At 51.2% G+C, this 19,213-nt stretch carries 20 protein-coding genes; 7 read left to right on the top strand and 13 right to left on the bottom strand.

The genetic code is table 11. The features are described from left to right. Positions 1 to 50: 50 nt before the first annotated feature. On the bottom strand, positions 51 to 749 hold the full coding sequence (locus EHV07_RS01400; RefSeq protein WP_147200490.1) for an LrgB family protein: 699 nt from the start codon (positions 747 to 749) through the stop codon (positions 51 to 53). Then, positions 742 to 1,170 (bottom strand): CidA/LrgA family protein, encoded by a 429-nt coding sequence (locus EHV07_RS01395; protein WP_147194168.1) that lies wholly within the window; start codon positions 1,168 to 1,170, stop codon positions 742 to 744. The genes EHV07_RS01400 and EHV07_RS01395 overlap by 8 nt, the downstream gene beginning before the upstream one ends. 102 nt (positions 1,171 to 1,272) lie before the next feature. Between EHV07_RS01395 and EHV07_RS01390 the strand changes: the two genes are divergently transcribed. The 3 genes from EHV07_RS01390 (at position 1,273) to EHV07_RS01380 (ending at position 2,949) form a co-directional block, all read left to right on the top strand. After that, entirely contained in the window at positions 1,273 to 2,175 is a 903-nt protein-coding gene (locus tag EHV07_RS01390; protein WP_147194166.1) for a LysR family transcriptional regulator, read from the top strand. 227 nt (positions 2,176 to 2,402) lie between these two features. Next, positions 2,403 to 2,672, top strand: coding sequence for a type II toxin-antitoxin system Phd/YefM family antitoxin (locus EHV07_RS01385; RefSeq protein WP_147194165.1), 270 nt, complete (start codon positions 2,403 to 2,405; stop codon positions 2,670 to 2,672). Between the two features lie 25 nt (positions 2,673 to 2,697). Beyond that, the gene (locus EHV07_RS01380) at positions 2,698 to 2,949 is read left to right on the top strand and encodes a type II toxin-antitoxin system RelE/ParE family toxin (RefSeq protein ID WP_168199578.1); all 252 of its coding nucleotides are present in this window, start codon (positions 2,698 to 2,700) and stop codon (positions 2,947 to 2,949) included. A gap of 83 nt (positions 2,950 to 3,032) precedes the next feature. On the opposite strand, the gene EHV07_RS01375 is transcribed toward EHV07_RS01380, so the two are convergent. The 4 genes from EHV07_RS01375 to soxR form a co-directional block, all read right to left on the bottom strand. After that, positions 3,033 to 4,682 carry a Na+/H+ antiporter gene (locus EHV07_RS01375; RefSeq protein WP_147194161.1) on the bottom strand — a complete coding sequence of 550 codons (1,650 nt, stop codon included), beginning with the start codon at positions 4,680 to 4,682 and terminating at the stop codon, positions 3,033 to 3,035. 170 nt (positions 4,683 to 4,852) lie between these two features. Next, the gene (locus tag EHV07_RS01370; RefSeq protein ID WP_147194159.1) at positions 4,853 to 6,199 is read right to left on the bottom strand and encodes an NCS2 family permease; all 1,347 of its coding nucleotides are present in this window, start codon (positions 6,197 to 6,199) and stop codon (positions 4,853 to 4,855) included. Positions 6,200 to 6,578: 379 nt separating this feature from the next. Continuing rightward, positions 6,579 to 7,241: a glutathione S-transferase family protein gene (locus tag EHV07_RS01365; RefSeq protein ID WP_147194157.1), complete on the bottom strand. Its 663-nt coding sequence runs from the start codon at positions 7,239 to 7,241 to the stop codon at positions 6,579 to 6,581. 43 nt (positions 7,242 to 7,284) lie between these two features. Next, the gene (gene soxR / locus EHV07_RS01360; protein ID WP_147194155.1) at positions 7,285 to 7,752 is read right to left on the bottom strand and encodes a redox-sensitive transcriptional activator SoxR; all 468 of its coding nucleotides are present in this window, start codon (positions 7,750 to 7,752) and stop codon (positions 7,285 to 7,287) included. Between the two features lie 119 nt (positions 7,753 to 7,871). On the opposite strand from soxR, the gene soxS reads away from it, so the two are divergent. Continuing rightward, complete coding sequence (soxS, locus tag EHV07_RS01355; protein WP_147194153.1) at positions 7,872 to 8,294, top strand: superoxide response transcriptional regulator SoxS; 423 nt, start codon at positions 7,872 to 7,874, stop codon at positions 8,292 to 8,294. Between the two features lie 21 nt (positions 8,295 to 8,315). Here the strand turns inward: soxS and EHV07_RS01350 are convergent, their stop codons facing one another. Together EHV07_RS01350 and pgaD are read right to left on the bottom strand one after the other, a co-directional pair. Beyond that, positions 8,316 to 9,614, bottom strand: a complete 1,299-nt coding sequence (locus EHV07_RS01350; protein ID WP_147194151.1) for a diguanylate cyclase domain-containing protein — start codon at positions 9,612 to 9,614, stop codon at positions 8,316 to 8,318. Between the two features lie 29 nt (positions 9,615 to 9,643). Continuing rightward, on the bottom strand, positions 9,644 to 9,913 hold the full coding sequence (gene pgaD, locus EHV07_RS01345; protein WP_147194149.1) for a poly-beta-1,6-N-acetyl-D-glucosamine biosynthesis protein PgaD: 270 nt from the start codon (positions 9,911 to 9,913) through the stop codon (positions 9,644 to 9,646). 669 nt (positions 9,914 to 10,582) lie between these two features. Between pgaD and EHV07_RS01340 the strand changes: the two genes are divergently transcribed. After that, entirely contained in the window at positions 10,583 to 10,864 is a 282-nt protein-coding gene (locus EHV07_RS01340; protein ID WP_147194147.1) for a YjcB family protein, read from the top strand. A gap of 47 nt (positions 10,865 to 10,911) precedes the next feature. Here EHV07_RS01340 and EHV07_RS01335 read toward each other — a convergent pair whose 3' ends face one another. The 3 genes from EHV07_RS01335 to EHV07_RS01325 all read right to left on the bottom strand — a co-directional run bounded on the left by EHV07_RS01335 (position 10,912) and on the right by EHV07_RS01325 (position 14,334). After that, entirely contained in the window at positions 10,912 to 11,865 is a 954-nt protein-coding gene (locus EHV07_RS01335; protein WP_147194145.1) for an ATP-grasp fold amidoligase family protein, read from the bottom strand. A 258-nt stretch (positions 11,866 to 12,123) separates the two neighbouring features. Continuing rightward, positions 12,124 to 13,071 (bottom strand): ATP-grasp fold amidoligase family protein, encoded by a 948-nt coding sequence (locus EHV07_RS01330; RefSeq protein WP_147194143.1) that lies wholly within the window; start codon positions 13,069 to 13,071, stop codon positions 12,124 to 12,126. Between the two features lie 6 nt (positions 13,072 to 13,077). Continuing rightward, positions 13,078 to 14,334 carry a polysaccharide biosynthesis protein gene (locus EHV07_RS01325; RefSeq protein WP_147194140.1) on the bottom strand — a complete coding sequence of 419 codons (1,257 nt, stop codon included), beginning with the start codon at positions 14,332 to 14,334 and terminating at the stop codon, positions 13,078 to 13,080. Positions 14,335 to 14,876: 542 nt separating this feature from the next. On the opposite strand from EHV07_RS01325, the gene EHV07_RS01320 reads away from it, so the two are divergent. Beyond that, positions 14,877 to 15,272: a transposase gene (locus EHV07_RS01320; RefSeq protein ID WP_147194138.1), complete on the top strand. Its 396-nt coding sequence runs from the start codon at positions 14,877 to 14,879 to the stop codon at positions 15,270 to 15,272. Between the two features lie 851 nt (positions 15,273 to 16,123). Here EHV07_RS01320 and EHV07_RS01315 read toward each other — a convergent pair. After that, positions 16,124 to 17,089 carry a DMT family transporter gene (locus tag EHV07_RS01315; protein WP_147194136.1) on the bottom strand — a complete coding sequence of 322 codons (966 nt, stop codon included), beginning with the start codon at positions 17,087 to 17,089 and terminating at the stop codon, positions 16,124 to 16,126. 30 nt (positions 17,090 to 17,119) lie between these two features. Then, positions 17,120 to 17,992 carry an AraC family transcriptional regulator gene (locus tag EHV07_RS01310; protein ID WP_147194134.1) on the bottom strand — a complete coding sequence of 291 codons (873 nt, stop codon included), beginning with the start codon at positions 17,990 to 17,992 and terminating at the stop codon, positions 17,120 to 17,122. 250 nt (positions 17,993 to 18,242) lie between these two features. Here EHV07_RS01310 and EHV07_RS01305 point away from each other — a divergent pair, with 250 nt between their 5' ends. Next, positions 18,243 to 19,178, top strand: a complete 936-nt coding sequence (locus EHV07_RS01305) for a VirK/YbjX family protein (RefSeq protein ID WP_147194131.1) — start codon at positions 18,243 to 18,245, stop codon at positions 19,176 to 19,178. Positions 19,179 to 19,213: the final 35 nt, after the last annotated feature.

Below are 19,213 nucleotides of genomic sequence, written 5' to 3'. Positions count from 1 at the left end.
AGCCCAGCGTTTAGTCAACGTTGATAACAGGTGAATAACAAAACAGAGCGTCAGACGGCTGCCCACATAATATGGCCAATGACGGGGGCGACGATCACCGTGACAATGCCGGACAGCATCATTACCAGGCTGGCAACCACGCCTTCCTCCTGACCCAGCTCATAGGCGCGTGCGGTGCCCGCACCATGCGAGGCGGCCCCGAAGCCCGCCCCTTTCGCCATGCCCTGCTTCACGGCCAGCCGGATAAACAGTACATCGCCTGTCGCCATGCCAAACACACCGGTGATCACCACAAACAGCGCCACCAGATCCGGCTGGCCACCAAGCTGCTTAGCCGCCGCCAGCGCAAAAGGCGTGGTGATGGAGCGTACCGCCAGACTGCGCTGGATCGCTTCCGGTAGCGTCAGCAAGCGTGCCAGCCAGACAGAGCTACATACGGCCACCAGCGTGGCGGTGATCACGCCCGCGGTGAGCGACATCCAGTGACGGCGAATAATCGTCAGATTCTCATACACCGGTACGGCAAAAGCCAGCGTCGCCGGGCCAAGCAGCCACAGCAGCCAGTGGCTTTCGCCAATATAGTTCTGCCAGGAGATATGCGTCAGCAACAGTAGCGCCACCAGTACCATCGGCGTCATCACCAGCGGCATCAATAGCAGTTTATGCCAGCGGCGGTAGAGCCGTTTGTTAAGGAAATAAACCAGTAGGGTCGCGATCGGGCACAGGAGGCTGATCAGGAGGTTATTCATCATCTTTCCTCTGTTTACGCGCTGCCCGGGCAATTTCAAAACGGTACACGCGATCGACCACCAGCGCAGTGGCTGAAAGCACTAACAGCGTGCTGATACCGATCACCAGCATGATGCGCCAGCCATCCACCCGCAGCAGCTGTGAGTAATTCACCACGGCCACCACTGCCGGAACAAAAAACAGCAGCATTTCGGCAAGCAGCCAACGCGATCCGGCTTTCACCCAGTTCAGCGGCAGCACACGCAGCATAATCAGCGCCAGTAACAGCAGCATGCCGACGATGTTGGCGGGTAAAGGCAGATGCAGCCAGTCGACCAGCGTCTGAGCCGCCAGGAAAAAAACAATATACAGAACAACCTGTAAGGGAACCTGAACGTGTCGTAACCAGCGTGTGCTTTGCGGACGTATTGCCAGTGCCATGATGGCCTCTCTCTGAATAATGCGTAAAGAGAGTATAAAGGCGTAACAAAGGGTGAAAAAAATGACTTAATATTATTCAAACTATGCCTTACAGGAATGATTATGGACGTCCGTGCCTTGCGTTATTTCGTTGAAGTGGTGCGCCAGCAAAGTTTTACCCGCGCGGCGGAACAGCTGTACGTGACCCAACCGACTATCAGTAAGATGCTGCGCCAGCTTGAGGACGAGCTGGGCTGTACGCTGCTGATCCGCGAGGGACGCAGGCTACATCTGACGGACACCGGTCAGGCGGTCTATCAGCGCGGTCTGACTATTCTGCAAGAGTTTAAACAGCTGGAAGCCGAAATCAGCGATATCAACGACTTAAAAACGGGCGAGCTGCGGCTGGGCATCCCACCGATGGTGGGCATGCAGATCGCGGGATCGATTTCGGCATTTCGCCAGCGCTATCCCGGCGTCGAGCTGAAAATTTCCGAATTTGGTGGCCTCACCGTACAGCAGGCGGTGCTGTCCGGCACGTTGGACATTGCGCTCACCGCGCTACCGGTTGCGGACGATCTGCCGTTAAACGCGCTGCCGCTGATGAGCCATCCGCTTTGCGTGCTGGTTCCGCGTACCCGTGAATGGCTGCGCCGGACTCACGTGCCGTTGACCGAACTGGCCAGCCATCCGATCCTGATTTACAACGAAGAATTTTCCCTTAACCGTCAGCTGATGCGCGCTTTTCAGGCCAGCGGCTTCGCGCCACAAATTGCCGTTCGCAGCGGCCAGTGGGATTTTCTGGCGGCGATGGTGCAGGCGGGCATGGGCGTGGCTATTCTGCCAGAGCCGATTTGTCAGCGGCTGGATAAAACCCATCTGCTGTGGCTACCGCTGGAGTCTGAACTGGTCTGGAAACTGGGGCTGATCTGGCGCGAGGGCAGCTATCTGTCGAAAAGCGCTCAGGCCTGGATCGCCTGCTGCCGTGAATTCTGGCCGGGCGAGGCGCCAAGGCTGTCGGTGTAGCAAAACTCTACCAGTTAAGGACGCACAGAAGCACTGCTAGCTGTAAGTGCTGCGAGAGGCCTCTCAGAAACAATTAAAAGCAGTAAAACGTCTGAAACCGCTCTACGTTAGTAAGGCCCTCATGGCTAAGCGCAACGGGAAAAGCGCTTGGCATTGCTCATTTGTTGGTCCAATATAGGTACGAATTAATTAAATCGTACCGGTTTAATCTGTAAGAGGAAAAACCCATGTATAGTTTTACGGCCAGCGAGGCAAAAATCCAGTTTGGTGAAGTACTCAACAAAGCGCAGCGTGAGCCCGTTTTTATTACCAAAAACGGCAAGGACTCCGTGGTGGTGATCTCAGCGGAGGATTATGCAGAGATTGAAGCCATTAAAATGGCTCACCTGCGTGCGATTGTAGACGAAGCAGACCGCGACATTGAAAGTGGAAATCTGGTAGACGGCCCAGATTATTTTGCTCAGCTAAGGGAAAAGCGCGCAGTCAATGACATATAAACTGACCAGACCTGCAATACGGCATATGAACGCTATCTCGGACTACACGCTCAACACGTGGGGAATCATCAAGGAAGAACAATACATGCGCCAGTTGCAGGCCTGCATGTCGCAATTGGGGACAAATTCTATGCTGGGAACACCCCGTGACGATGTTCGCCCGGGCCTTCGTTCCTTCCCCTGTGGTCGGCACAAAATTTACTTTCGCCAGGCGCCGCACGGCGTGAATATTTCTGGCGTGCTGCATCAAAGCCAGGATCCAAAGAAATATCTCTAAGCCAGTAAGAATGGTTAACTACTCTTCCAGCTTTTGTACTGAAGTATAGATAAAGCCGCGAGCCTCAACCCGCGGCTTACAACCTACTCTTCTTTCTCAATCAGCAGCGTTTCCAGCAGATCGAGATCGTGCAGCATCTTCTGCATGGTTTCATTACTGATTTTCTGCGTTGCGCGCAGGTGGTACAGCTCGCCACGTTCGGCACGCAGCGCGGTCAGACGGAAGCGACGTTCCAGATTCTCCGCATACTGCGCGCGCTCCAGATCGTCCTTGCCGTCCACGCGGCGACGCATATTACCGATCACGCGGGAACTGACCTCTTTTACCAGTTCCGAATCGATATTCTCTTCGGTATCGGCAATCAGCCGCTCTTCCATCTTGTAGAGGCTTTCGATGGCCGTTCCCGCCATCACGGCACGCGCCATCTGCATTTCATGACGGTGAGCGGTTTTATCCATGCCCGCCACGCCGCGCAGCAGCAGCGGCAGCAAAACGACGCCAACCAGCAGTGAGAACAGGATGACGCCGGTGGCCAAAAATACCAGTTCATAGCGCGCCGGGAACGCATCACCATTAGTCAGAAACAGCGGTATCGACAGTACACCCGCCAGCGTGATGGCTCCGCGTACGCCAGCAAACGAAGCGATCAGCAGCTCGCGCAGGCTGTAGCTGGAAAACTCCATCGGCTTCTTTTTCAGCCAGCGTTTGCTGATCAGACGCATCGTCCACAGCCAGGTGAAACGCACCACCATCAGCGCAGCGTAAATCAGCACTACCGACAGAACCAGCATCCACAGATCGACATTCGGATCGGCATCGGCCTGAGAAACGGAAATTTCCAGAATGTCCGGCAGTTGCAGGCCCAGCATCAGGAACACCATGCCGTTAAACACAAACTCCAGCATCTGCCAGACGCTGTTCGCACGCAGACGCATCGCCAGCGGCGCCTGACGGATAATCCCGGAGCGGGTAATGGTCATCCCGGCAGCAACAGCGGCAAGGATACCGGACACGCCAATATGTTCGGCAATCAGGTAAGACGCAAACGGCAGCAGCAGCAGCAGAACGGTTTGCGTAGCGGGATCGTCACCGCTCCAGCGGCTGAGCAAACGCAGCGATTTGCCGTACAGCCAGCAGATGGCGATACCCGCCAGCAGGCCGCCGACGGCCACTTTCACAAACTCCAGCGAGGCACCAGAAACGGTGAAAACCATGGTTCCCATCGCGACAGCGACGGCAAATTTCAACGAAACCAGACCAGACGCATCGTTCATCAGCGCCTCGCCTTGCAGAATCGACATGATCTTCTTGGGAATACGCCCTTCCCCCACGATGCCGGACAGCGCCACGGCATCGGTTGGCGACAGCACGGCAGCCAGCGCAAAAGCAGGCAGCAGCGGAATGCCCGGCACCAGCCAGTAGATCAGGTAGCCAATACCGACAACGGTAATCAGCACCAGCACCAGCGCAAGACCGATGATTTCCCGACCGTGGTTCAGGAATTCACTGGTCGGCGTTTTCCAGCCGTCGGCAAACAGCAGCGGCGGGATAAACAGCACCAGGAACAGCTCCGGGTCAAAATCGACATGCAGGCCAAACGTCGGCCAGGCGAGCAAGGCGCCCATGGCGATCTGTACCAGCGGCAGAGGGATTTGAAAAGGGATAATGCGGGCGGCAACGCCGGAGAGCGAAACCACCAGCGTCAGGATCAGAATAGTAAAAAAGATTTCCATGTTGTCCTTACATAGCTTCCAGATAGCAACAAAAGTTCCGGCTTAAGAGTGAACACTCTTCTCTGATAGTAAACAAAAACGGATAGGGTTGAAAAACCTGAAGTGCGTTATCGGCAATTAAAGAGGGAAATTTAGAACAAAGGCCGGCTGGCACCGGCCTTAACGTTAAATCAGATAGCCCAGCCGCCCGCGTAAAACGCCACCAGCGCAATGGCGATAACGACAGTCCCCACGTTGAGCTTGCGCCACTCACCGGCAAAAATACGGCCAATCACCAGCGAGCCGAAACCGAGCATGATGCCGGTAACGATGTTACAGGTTAGCACGATAAATACCGCAGCCAGCAGGCCCGACATCGCATCGACAAAGTCGCTGAAGTCGATTTTCGATACGTTACTCAGCATCAGCAGGCCGACGTACATCAGCGCAGGTGCGGTAGCGTAACCCGGTACCAGGTAAGCCAGCGGCGACAGGAACAGGATCAACAGGAACAGCACGCCAACCACAATCGCCGTCAGGCCGGTCTTACCGCCCGCCGCCGTTCCCGCCGCCGATTCGATATAGACCGCCGCCGGTGACGCGCCAACCAGACCCGAGAAGATGCTGCTTACCGAGTCGGTGGTCAGCGCCTTGCCGCCGTTAATAATCTGGTTGTCTTTATCCAGCAGGTCGGCCTGCCCGGCAACCGCACGGATTGTGCCGGTCGCATCAAACACCGCGGTCATGACCAGCGCCAGAACGCTTGGCAATACGGCCGGTTTCAACGCGCCCAAAATATCCAGACTAAACAGCAGTGAATTCCCCTGCGCATCTTTCAGTGAAGGCATGGCAAACAGGCCCTGGTATTTTACTGCCGGATCGAAAATCAGGCCCAGTGCGGAAATTGCGATAATCGTTAGCAGAATCCCGCCCGGCACGCGCAGCTTTTCCAGGCCAAAAATTACTGCCAGACCCAGCAGCGACATCATGACCGGAAACGACGCGAAGTCGCCCAGCGCCACCGGCAAACCTGGCGCCGGATTTTTAACCACCAGGCCAACACCATCAGCCGCAATCAGCAGCAGAAACAGCCCGATGCCGACGCCGGTACCGTGCGCCACGCCCATCGGCAGATTACGCAGGATCCACGCACGAATGCCGGTCGCGGAAATTACCGTAAACAGCACGCCCATTAAAAACACGGCGCCAAGCGCAACCGGGACGCTGATGTGCTGCCCCAGCACCAGGCTGAAGGCGGTAAACGCGGTCAGAGAGATGGCGCAGCCAATCGCCATCGGCAGATTAGCCCACAGGCCCATCACCAGCGATCCGAAACCGGCTACCAGACAGGTTGAAACAAAGACGGCGGTAGGAGGAAACCCGGCTTTACCCAGCATGGAGGGTACAACGATGACCGAATAGACCATGGCGAGGAACGTAGTGAGGCCCGCTAAAATCTCCTGGCGAACCGAACTGCCGCGCGCAGAGATTTTAAACCAGGCATCCAGCGATCCGCTGGCCTGAGAAGGCGTAGACATAGTGAAAATCCCCTGAATTTCTTATGATTTATCGATGCGTGACGCAGGAAGCTCAAATCGGGTTCAACGTTACCATCCTGGGTGGCACTGTTCACTGATCGAAAAATCCTCCATGCGAGGCGGCGATCGGAAAAAAGGCAAACGTTTAACTGCGACGCGCATAATGCCTTTTCAGAAAGGCAAACGATTATCCTGCCTTTAAGCCTGCATTTTCAACTGCCGATCGCCGCTATTTGCACAAGCCTGACACATCGCGCTGAAATATTAAGCAGCTCTGACTCTACCCAGCGGTTTCATACCGCTGTAATAGCACTTTCTTATGACCGCCGGTCCGATTACAGCGACATGAAACAAAGCGTGATGGCAAGGCAAAAAGCATTCAGTCGAGTTTTACTTCACCGCCTTTTTGCAAAGCACGCTGCCAGGCCGCGCGATTTTGCACCTTAGTCAGCCAGGCCTGGATGGCCGGGCTGTCGCCTGCGCCACCGCGTGCACTCAGTGCCTGTAGTGGGAAGCTCATTTGAACATCAGCAATGCTGAAGGTTTGCCCGGCAAACCAGGCATTGCTGGCCAGATGCTGCTCGATAAAATCGCGGTGGGTGGCGAGCTGTTTATCCAGCCACGCTTTTTGTACGCCTTTAGCAAACGCGTTGCCAACCGGCCTCAGCAGCCACGGCACCGGCGGTTTCCCCATGCGGCCGAAAATCAGCTTCATCACCAGCAGCGGCATCAGCGATCCTTCGGCATAGTGCAGCCAGTAACGAGACTGAAGGCGCGCATCTTCATCATTAAGTTTCAGCCGATTTTCTGCGTCATAATGTTCGGCAAGGTACTCAAGGATCGCGCCGGATTCGGCAATCACCCGATTTCCATCGGTGATCACCGGGGATTTCCCCAGAGGATGCACTTTTTTAAGCGAGTCGGGCGCCAGCATCGTGGCTTCGCGCTGGTACTGCTTAATTTGATAAGGCACTTCCAGCTCTTCCAGCATCCACAGCACGCGTTGAGATCGAGAGTTATTCAGATGGTGAACGGTAATCATGACCTGTCCTTGTGTAAGAGAAGTGCTATCAGTATAGACAGCTTTACTCCCGCTCTGGCTCAAGCAGGATGGCGCCGGTACCGCGCTCGCTAAGCTGGTCACCTGGGTTACGCAGCGGGCAGTCTTCCATTGATAAACAGCCACAACCAATGCAGCCATCCAGATCGTCCCGTAGCCGGGTGAGCGTGCGAATACGCCCGTCCAGCTCTTCCCGCCATTTTTGCGTCAGTACTGCCCACTCTTTTGGCGACATACGCTTGCCGGGCGGAAACTGCATCAGATGTTCGCCAATGGTCGCCAGCGGAATACCAATGCGCTGGGCAATTTTGATCACCGCGACGCGACGCAGAACGTCACGGTGATAGCGACGCTGGTTGCCTGAATTGCGAAAGCTGCTAATTAATCCTTTGCTTTCATAAAAATGCAGTGCAGAAACAGCAACGCCACAGCGCGCGGCCACGTCGCCGGGCGTCAGTTCGCGCTTATCTGCCGAATGGCGACTTTTTTTCATTTTGACCTTTACCTCAAGTTAACTTGAGGAATTATACTCAGCAGCCATTGAGAAGGCGAAATGTCATTTGCCACTGCGAACACCCTTAACCGCCCACCAGGCCCAGGGAGAAGAAAAGTATGCATGATGAGATCATCCAAACTCTGACCGACTGGATTGAAAGTAATCTGGATAAAACGCTTTCTGTTGATGAGGTTGCCGCTCGATCCGGCTATTCGAAATGGCATCTGCAACGCATGTTTCGTACCGTCACCCGGCAGACGCTGGGGAATTACATTCGTGAACGCCGTCTGACGCTGGCGGCCGAAGCGCTACGCCAGACGCAGCGGCCGGTTTTCGATATTGCTATGCAGTATGGTTACGATTCGCAGCAGACGTTTTCCCGCGTGTTTCGTCGGCAGTTTTCCCAAACGCCTACCGCATATCGTCACACTATGCGCCGCGCCTTAAAGCGTCAGGTCGGCTATAACTTTGACTGTAGCGAATTCCAGCCCGCCTTTGAAAACGCGGTGAAAAGCAGCGATTGCGCGCTCTGTAACTGACCGGGCAGGCATGGCGTGGTCTCAGGCGCCATCCCGACTGACCACGCCATGCTCGTGCTGGCCCCAAAAAGTCGGGGAAAAATACCAGCCGCCGCCCAGTTCTTTGATGTGGTACATCGCCGCATCGGCCTGCGCAATCATCGCCTCACCGGAACTGTGATTTTTTGCCAGCGCCACGCCAATACTGAGCGACTGCGTAACCAGCGTTCCATCTTCCAGCGCGATCGGCTCGCGCATGGCTTCAATCACGTTTTCCGCTACCCGGCCTGCCTGATCGCCGCTGTCGATGGACGACAGCAGGACGGCAAACTCATCACCGCCGAGTCTGGCAACCAGATCGTCCTTGCGTAATCGTCCCCGCAGACGTTGTGCGGTAGCGGCCAGAACCAAATCTCCCGCCGCATGGCCATAGCGGTCATTCACTTCTTTAAAGCGATCGCCATCAATAAACATCACGGCCACCTGTCCCGCCGCCAGCGGATTACTCAGCTGTTTATTCAGCTCCTGTTCAAACGCGGTACGGTTAGGTAAACCGGTCAGGGCATCATGGCGAACCTGATGAGAGAGCGTATCGTTCTCCCGCTGCAAATGACGCTGCCAGTCGGACATTTCATCAAGCAGGCTATTGAAATCCCCGCTCAGCTTGTTCAGCTCTGCAATAGAGGAAGAAGGCACGCGACGGGAAAACGCGCGCTGTTTACGCACTTCGTGGGCGACCGAGGTGATATTTTGCAGGCCAGACACAATGCCCGCATGCATGCGCTTCGATAAATAGAAGGAAAGCATGGCCGACAGCAGCATACTGCCGCTCAGCCATTTCAGCGCCTGAGTCAGGTAATGCCAGACCCGGCCTCCGTCACCGGTCAGCCAGACCTGCCCGACTTCTTTCCCACCGTGCATCACCGGCACCTGGATGGGCTGTGGAAACAGCCAGTGCGACAGCAGGCTGCAAGCGAAATGGTGCGTCCCTTCCGCATAAGACTGCCAGCTGGTCAGCAAGTGATGGCGGGCATCAAGGATCCTGGCCTGGCCAAATTCGGTCTGTCCACCGATATCCTGCAACAGCAGCTTTGCAGCTTCTGCGTCGCCCGCTACCACGGCCTGCTGCACGCTGTAACTGATGGTGGTGGCAATCAGCTGAAGATTGTTATCCGCATAGCTGCGCAAGGCCAGCAGCGCCAGCACCAGCAGCGAGATACCGCTGAACACCAGCGAAACCACAATAATCACCACATGAATGCGCCGCAGTGATTTGCGTAACGTTGGCAACGGTTTTGAAGATTTCGCGGTAATATTATCCGCAGGATAGCCCTGTTGCATGCTTCCTCCCACACCGACTGAACGGCAAATTAGCTACGTTCACGCAGCGTCTCAACATCGATAATATGACCGTATTCGTCATGATGAACCTTCAGAACATCGTGACGGTTTAGCCGTTGAACGTCTTCAGGAGTAATCGCAAAACTCTGTGCCACTTCCTGTAGCGCCAGTCCGGGACGGCGGTTGCGGCGCTCAACCCGCAAGCGTCTTTGGTTGTATTGGGCCCAGCTAATTAACACCGGCGCATTAAACAGGGCGATAACCTGCTTATCCTGAAAGGGCTGATAGCAAACACTCATGCTCCTGATGTTTGTTGCGCCATAAAATGCGGTCGGGAAACGAAACGCTGGGCAAATTTCAAGTAAAGAAAAGGCTCCTGCATTCCGCAAGAAGATGAATTTTAGAATTTTTTATCGTGAAAAATCCTACAACCCAACGACAGGTTGTACAACTTTTCAAGTGTCAGATTCATCCCAAAGAAGCCAGTAAACGGCTAAAAGCATCGGGAGAGAAGGAAACGATTAAGAGAGAAAAACGTTTTAACTGGCAAACAGAAAGAAATACGGCTAATTAACGAAAGCGATTATCATCAGAAGTCTCAAAAAAAGCGCATTATGAAAATGTGAAAGAGATTATTGATAATGTTTTTTGGCGTCCTTTTCAGCTGTTATTCCGCGCAAAATTTGCGTTAACGGAAATAACTATCGAGAAAAAAACGTCTCTACAGACAAATAAAAAAGATAACCCCCGGAAAATAAAAGTGTATTAACCACTAAGGAGAAATAACCATCATACCAGGGCTAAAATTTATTCAACGTTTAAAAATGGGGTGATATAATGTGACCATCATCACACTTATATGACCTTTTGTGTCAGTTCAGATGCAAAGCTTCCCTGACAGCTTTACGTCCGGACAGGTGATGCCATTTTTAATGTCAGGCAAGATTTTCGCGGAGTCAGAAAAAGATATGGGTACATTAACCGCTAGCCTGGTGCTGATGAGATGGGAACTGGTTAGTGCAGTAATGATGTTTTTCGCCAGCACCTTTAACGTGAAGTGCCGTCAACGCAGCCGCAACGGCATGGCCTTCATATTCACCGGTGTCGGCATTGGCATGTCATGTTGGTTTGTTACCGGCCTGCTGGGTATCACCCTGAGCATGGATAACCTGTCTAACTTCTGGCATATCACGAAAGATGTATTCGTTGATGTGATGAGCCACACGCCAGCAGATTATCCCCTGCCTTAAACACCAACGAGCCGCTATCTCTGAGAGTGCGGCTCGCCGTTATGGCCTTAAATCTTCTTCAGTACGCCAGGTAACGCCGCCTCTTCGCCGACCGCTTTAGCCAGTGCTTTCGTTTTACGTTCCTGCAACCACATATCGCCCATGATTTTATCCAGGCCTTGCTCCAGACCCGTTACCATGCCTGCGCCCGGCGTGAACGTCAGTTCACCGAAGTAAATCTGTCCTTCGCTGATATACCAGTCAACGCGGACATAGTCGAAATCCTTCGCCAGCTTTTTGCTCAGATCCAACGCTTTTTCCAGCGTTTCCATTTCCGGTGTGATATCCAGGCCGGTATCACGGATCTTATAAAAGCAGGATTTCAGCGTGTTTACGTAAAAATTCATCGACAGCGGCGAGTTACCACAGCGGTTGTAAATCACCTGTAATACATACTCAAAGCTGCCATCTTTCTTGTTGAACATGTGAAACTTGTAGTCAACCGCAGCAAAATTACCGTCACCGACATACTGCTCAACCAGAATACGCGGCTTGATATAGCGATAGTGAATTTCGCGAGCCTCGTGCGAAAAATCCTTTGCCAGCCACTCTTCACAGCGCTTGATCAGCAGCTGCTTCTGGATACATTCAGGTTCTTCCAGCAGGATTTCCACCATGCCGGAACCATGATTGGGCTTCACCACCGTATTCTTCAGGCTCTTTAAGCCCAACAGAGTGATCGGATCCGCCGTTTCATGCAGTAGCGGGATCAGATATTCATCACCAATGGTTTGCGCGATGTAGTCGCGAACCAGCAGTTTATCCGACAACAGACCATAACGGGCGTGGTCGCCGGTGACGAACTTACGATACAACACCTTCTCATTAAACAATTTTGGCTGGTGTAAGTTGGGCAATTTTTTAAATTTATGCAGATAATAAATTCTGTCCTGGTAAGACCAGGGCATTTTTTTGAAAAGGAACATAAACCCTTTTCTTAATTCTGCTTTGAGTTTTGACATTTTTTACCTCATTTGCAGGCTTTTTAGTTGTGTGAGGAATGCTGTGTCGGGCATGAAAGCCACGCCCTTAATAGTTACCTGGTGTCATACGTGTGGCTCTCGACCGCAACGCGACAAACTCCCCTGGCGCTTACGCTTTGCAACTAAGGAGAAAAAATTCCCATCAGTGCGACAACAAAACGTTAAAGCAATGGTGTAGCTCAAACACATTCAGATTTGTTGAGGTGATACCGACAAGCATCGCCGGTATCGTCCACGTCAATCCTTCAAACTTTTTTTTGCACTTTCTTGCTGCATACCTGGCGACAATGTGGCTGTCTGATCATGCTGTAACCACATATTACCCATGACCTGATCCAGACCATGTTGCAGAACCGGCATCAGACCTGCGCCTGGCGTGAAGGTGAGTTCACCAAACCAGACTTCGTCGCCGTTGATGTACCAGTCGACACGGACGTAGTCGAAATCGCTGGCCAGTTCTTTGCTCAGCGTCAGGGCTTTTTCGAGTGACGCTCTTTTGTCACTGATATCTAACCCGGTATCGAAACGTTTGTAGAAACAGGTATCCAGATTATTCACGTAGAACAGCATCGATAACGGCTCGTTGTCACAGCGGTTGTAGACCACTTGCAGAACGTATTCGAAATGCCCATTACCTTTGTTGAACATATGAAACTTGTAATCGATCGCGGTCGATTTATCGTCGCCGATACGCTTCTCAACCAGAATTTGTGGCTTGATATAGCGATAATGAATTTCACGCGCTTCAAACGAGTAATCACGGGTCAGCCACTCTTCGCAGCGCGCAATCAGCTTCTTTTTCTGCACAAAATCCGGTTCATCAACAAACACTTTCACCATGCCCGAGCCGTGGTTAGGCTTAATCACCGCATCCTTCAGTGATTCCATGCCCAGCAGAGTGGTGGGATCGTCGGTGGTGTGCAGAAGCGGGATCAGATATTGCTCGCCGATTTTTTTGGCGATGTGTTCCCGAACCAGGATTTTGTCTGACAGCATCGCGTAACGGTCGTAATCACCTTTCACGAATTTGCGGAACAAAACCTTCTCATTGAAAGATTTGGGATGTTGGATGTGCGGAAGACGCTTAAACCGGTGGAAATAGTAAAGGCTGTCCTGACAACGCCATGGCATTTTGTGAATGGCGTTTAAAGCAACTTTTCTCATCTGTTTTTTAACGTTCAACATTTTGATTCACTTATAAATTTTGTAGTTGAGTGAGGAAAGCTGCATTTTCAAAATGACGCCATTCTTAAAGAAATAATTCATCAGGGTCAGTGATAGCAGCTCGGTCACCAGTACGCTCCATGCGGCGCCTGTTAATCCCCAATAGCGAATGAAAAACCAGTTGGTCATCACGCTAATTGCTACCAGCAAAACAATTTTCACCAGCAGGTAATTAAAGCCGCCCTCTTTCACCATATAACGATAAGCTATTGTTCCTAAAGCGGAAAAACAGGTCGCTATTGATAACAACGTCACTAAATGACCGGATGCTGCATAGTCATGTCCATAAAGCGCGCTGACGATCTTTTCGCCAAACAGGGCGACGACCAGCAGCATGAATAATGAGACGGCAATGACGTAGCCATTGAGTCTTGAAGCCAGTTTTACTGCCATGTCACCACGTTCCCGGAATATTTCGGAAAAGCAGGAAGTAATGATCGCTACCGGAATAAAAATCCATGAAGCAGAAATAGTATTGGCGGCGGTAAACAGCCCCAACTCATGCGCGGAGCCCACGCCAACTAAAAAGAACTGCGCCAGCTTCACCTGAATCGAGATGAACACGCTGGAAATCGCCAGCGGCAATCCTGCATGAAGCAGGTAACGCAGATAGCTACGATGTTTGCGCTTTGACGGCGCAATAATATTGTTTTTCCGATAAAACGTTTTGCGCTTGATCAGATAAGGCACCAATGTGACTGCAATAATTGATAACGACAGCCAAACTGGATTGAGCTTAAACCAGGCCACGCTGAAACTGATGGCAAAACTGATAATCATTCCCGTTGCGTTAGCAATAGTGTTCATACGTGATTCAAGACGTACGTTGTTATAAACACTAAAAATATCTTGCGTAACAAAGATGGAAGACATGAACGATGCGATGGCGAAAATCAAAAAATTTTCACGCATCATCAGCCATACATATATCAATACCGGCCCGGAAAGTAATAATAACAGCACCATACGAAGCTGTTTTGCCACGGCCATCAGCCGCATTCCTTTGGCCGTGTTTTTACTGATGCTTTTAAAAAGTATGGTTTCCGTACCAAAAATGGCTACAGTTTGCACAATTGAAAAAAGCGAAGCTGAGAATGCAATTTGCCCAAAGATAGCTGGACCAAAAGCCTTTGCGACGTAAGACGTAACAAAAATCACACCAAAAACCGAGACAACCTTCTCTGACATCATCCAGGCAGCGTTAGAGATGACACTGTATTTCATTGAAGCTTCCTTTGTAGAACTAATAACTTATAACAACAGTCAATACATCCTTGTCTACAACAGTGAAAAGTGAAGAAGCCTGGACATACCTGGCGAAATATAAATCCGGGAAGTTATTTTACAGGCAGTAAAAGCCCGCTCTTATTTAAAAGATTTTTTATTTTAACTTATCGTCAATTGACGATTGTCTGATTATCCCTGGACTTGATTGTAAGTAACTAACTCACAGATGCCTGCAATCTGGTAAACATTCTGGCACAGATTTTTTTCTCTGCATCCGGGAGCATTCTGAATTACTCACTGGCCTTACTGCTGGCACGAATTGAATTTATAACAAAAACCGACATACCGAAAGCTAAGCAGGCCCTTTCGAAATAAAATAGGAGAAATCCCATGATGATATTTATTCATAATCCCTTAACTTAAAGCCTGCAATTCAAATCGCGCACTTAAAGCCGCTGACCTAATTCTGGGAACATTTAGATCCATTAATTAGTGCAGCCATTCTCATCACTTTATAGTTAAGAAAGGTAATAGCATTTATGAGAAAGTCACGATATACAGAAGAGCAAATCACCAGTGCCATTAAAGCATCTGAATGCGGCGTGAAGGTTAAGGAGATTTGTGAAGAACTGGGGATTTCCGAAGCGACCTTCTATAGCTGGAAAAAGAAATATGCTGGGTTATTCTCTGAAGAAGGCAGGAAAATCAAAGAATTAGAAGAGAAGGTGCACAATATGGAGCGCGAGCTGCATATGCTCTCTTCAGACAAGGAGATGCTGCAAAGCGTGCTAAAAAACTTCTTTACTACCAACGATAAACGTCAGGCAGTTAATTTTTTGCAGGATACTTTTGATATCGGAACCCGCCGTAGCTGCCGTTTGTTAGATATTAGCCGTAGCGTTTATCATTATCCTTACAACTGTGAAAATCAGTAATTGAGACGCATTAAGTCTTTTTTTTTCCACCTCCAGGACCAAGTTTAAATATTCTCATTGTTAATTAGAAAGTTGAGTCGGAATTAAAGGAGACGCTATTTTTTGATGAGTTAATTCTCAGCAACGTCCCTTATCTGGCTGAAGAAAACGCACCTTTTTTATAAAATATCAATATTTTCAACCTGTTATGAGCGCATTTATCTTTGCCAGCAAAGATAAATGCGCCAAAAATGACATTAAGACCGCTTACCGATAAGCCCAAAAAAGGGCAATCTGCTTTAGTACTGTTTATCGTTCCGCGTTTAAGAATGGTTTATAAAGCTGATCTGTCACTGTTAACACATTCGTAACCTCACCGAAACCAATCCTGTAAAACCGCCGCATCGCTGCAAACTTACCGTTTCCCCCGTGACTGGCAATACCAGAAATTATGCAATAAAGCTTAATAATACCCCCTATAACGACGATTAAATGTACAGCGCAGTAAACCTTTATTGTGGCTTTCTAATGTATTAGTCATTTCCCCGGCGCATTTCCAGGCACTTTGTTCTGTTAACATTTGAGTTAATACTGGTTTGATATTACAAAACGCGTCTCAAAAATGAAGAATTTTGTAAACAGTAGCGCTCATTGACTGTCCTGAAAAAAGCCTAAATGTCATTAGCGATTATTCTTATGGCGGAACAATTGTGAGTTATGCAAGGCATGTCATGTTGTTTCGGGGAGATTGCTTCACTGAGAATAGACTGAAAAGTGCGATATTAGTCACAAATCTATATGTCGCCTTGCGGGAATACGACCAGGCTGAATCTGAAACAGGGCAAGTTATCTGCCCTGTCAGAATGAGACATTTATCGGGGAATAATTGCCTTTTTTAAGACCGGCTGCGGCTTGATACGCGTGGCGACAATAACGCCGGTTATCAGACAAAAAATACCGCAAAGCGTGGGCAGCGTGGGCCAGCTCTGACGCAGCAGAAAGGTATAAGCCAGCCCGGCAAGGGTTTCAAAAACGATCAACGGCCCCACCAGCACCGTTGGCAGACGCTGGCTGGCCTCGTTCCAGCACAGCGCACCAAGCCAGGAGCAGACCAGGCCAATCACCGCCATCAGCGCAATAAAGGTGCCTGGCCGCGGCCCGAACGGCAAAGCAAATGCCGGCTGGCTGAAATGAAGCTGTATACTCACGAGGGCATAACCCACTACTGCCAGTGGTAGCGTTGCCAGCCCCTGTGCCGTTGCCCAGGTTGTGGCCTTTCTTTCCGGATGCTCCCGCAACCAACGTGCATTGCGTAAGGGATACCAGGTCCAGCAAATCACGGCCATTATTGCCAAACCAATACCGCTCAGATAACGCAACAATGCGATCTGCTGACCGCTTTGCTGCCATTCCGCCACGTTAACAAAACCCAGACCCAGCACGATCAGCACCAGGACCGGTACAAGCTTACGCCATGCCAGTCGTCCATTATGGTGGCCATATAGCAGATTGGCACTTATTGCTATCACCACCGGCAGCGTCCCGATAATCATTGTCGACACAGGCGCGCCGGTACGCTGGATCGCGTTAGCCAGGCAGGTGTAATAAATGAGGTTGCCGACCAGCGCCAGCTTGAGGGCTTCAATCCAGTCGCTGTAAGTGAGTTGACGGAGCCTTTTGCGATCGCGCCATGCCAGCGGCAACGCTATCAGGCCAAACGCCACATAGCGCCCTACCGACTGTAGCGCGCCCGGATAATCTGGTACCAGTAAGGGGCCAACGAAAATCAGTCCCCACATCAGCCCTGCGGCCAAAGCAAATAACACACCCGCTAACATGATAATCCCAATATAAAGAAGAAAAGGCGATTATCCGTGGTGTCCGGGCAGAAAGATTGTAGGAGATTGCGCTTTGCGGCTTTCAGCCACTTGCTTCTGATACCGCACCGGCGTGGTGCCATAACGGGCGGCAAAGCTGCGGGTAAGATGCGCCTGATCGGTCAGCCCCGCTTCTGCGGCAACGCTGGCGGCAGGCATGCCTGACGTTAACAGCTGTTTGGCGCGCCAGAGACGGAAAGCCATCAGCATTTGGTGGGGCGTCACATGATAATGCGCTTTGAACTGGCGCTGGAAATGATAAGGACTGAGTGAGACCAGCGCGGCCAGCTCGTCCAGGGTGATCGTTGCTGCAAGGTTGTCACGCAGATAGTGTTTAACCATATCAAAACGATGGCCGCCTTCAGCAGGTGCCTTCATCGCCATTCGCGCATGTGGCCGGAGCAAATCTGTCAACGACAGCATCAGGCTATCTCGCGCCAGCGGCGCCTGCATTTGCCAAAGTTGAGCCAGCAGGTTAGCAAGCTGCACGGCACGCGGCGGATCAAAACGAACCGCCTCGCTAAACCACCAGCCGCGCTCACCCGTTAGCGATTCAAGCAGCGTCGGGTCGAGATAAATCATGCGATATTGCCAGCCGTCCTCGCTGGCAGACTCTCCCGTATGCAGCTCATCAGGGTTCATCAATACCAACGACTGCGCAGGGGCTACGTGCTGTGCTCCCCGATAGCGAAAACGCTCGGCTCCCGTTTCAATCATGCCGATACCAAAGGCTTCATGCGTATGAGGCTCAAAAGCGTGGCGGGAAATATGGGCATGATAAAGTTCCACGCCAGGCAAGTCAGGCAGATGCCTGAACCGGGCGCGGTCTTTTTCATAGCTGAACTGAGCCGGAACTCCCTGCAAAACGCCTCCGAAAGGGACAATTAGATCTTAACACTACGATGTTAGTTCAACTCTTCCATTCCACAATGGAAAACTGTGATGTTAGATGCTGCAACAAATGTTCATCTTATGCAGTGAATTTGCTTTAAGTAGCGAAAAGGTTAAACATTTTCTCAACCAGTTTAAAATAGGCGTAACTTGAGAAACGGCATTTATCTGACGTTGAGATTGACAGTGTTTCACTGACATTTTTCAAACGGAAATGCCGAACATGTCTGATACTGCACTCACCCCTCGTCAGGAGACGGGCCTGACTTTATTTCTGTCGCTGGTGACCGGTAAACTCAAGCCAGGCAAACTCTGGTATGAACGCGAGTACCGGATTAAGTATCTGATGCGTTCTCTGCTCTGTCCGGTTCAGACCATGAAGCTGGCAGAGAGCATTACGGCTGAACCTGTCATGCGTGAAATTCTTAGCGTACAGCACACGTTGCCGAGTAAAATTCATCGTCCTTATCTCTATGGCAGCCTTCCCGTCGCTCAACGTGTGAAGGCGATAACCGATCACTATCAGTTCGCCAAAAACCTGCCTTTTCCCCGCTTTCGTCAGGCGCTTCTGACACAGCAGGGGGCGGTCTTACTCAGCTTTAGCGGTAAGCATGGCGAGCCGTTTTCTATTACCCTGGCCTGTACCGGACGCTGTGAACGAGAAGGTGAGGTGAATATTTACTTTAGCTGGGGCGAGACCAAACTGGCGATAGTGACTTTTTCCATTACCGAGCAAAACGGTAATCTGGTGGCGATAATCGGCGGCATCCAGGGCGCTCATCGCGATACGCCGCATGAGCTGATCCGCGACGCGACCAAAGCCTGTTACGGCCTGTTCCCAAAACGTCTGCTGATGGAAACGCTGGCTTTATTCTGCACTGCAACAGGCGTGAAACAGATCCTGGCGGTCAGCGACAGCGGCCATATTTTCCGCAGCCTGCGCTATCGCTATAAAAAGCAACGTCTCTTCCATGCTCATTATAATGAGTTTTGGGAAACGCTGAACGCCACGCCGTTATCCGATAAGCTGTATAACGTGCCGCTTTCGCTTGAGCGTAAACCGCTTGAGGAGATCGCCAGTAAAAAGCGTTCAGAATACAGGAAGCGCTATGAACTGCTGGATTCACTGCAACACCAGTTTGCGCAGCACAGCGTTTAAGACCATCCAGAGGGATTGTTAGCGTATGAGCTTGC

The sequence above is a fragment of the Pantoea sp. CCBC3-3-1 genome, assembly GCF_007981265.1.
In the GTDB taxonomy this organism is placed as follows: domain Bacteria; phylum Pseudomonadota; class Gammaproteobacteria; order Enterobacterales; family Enterobacteriaceae; genus Erwinia.
This window is presented reverse-complemented; position numbering and strand designations above follow the sequence as displayed.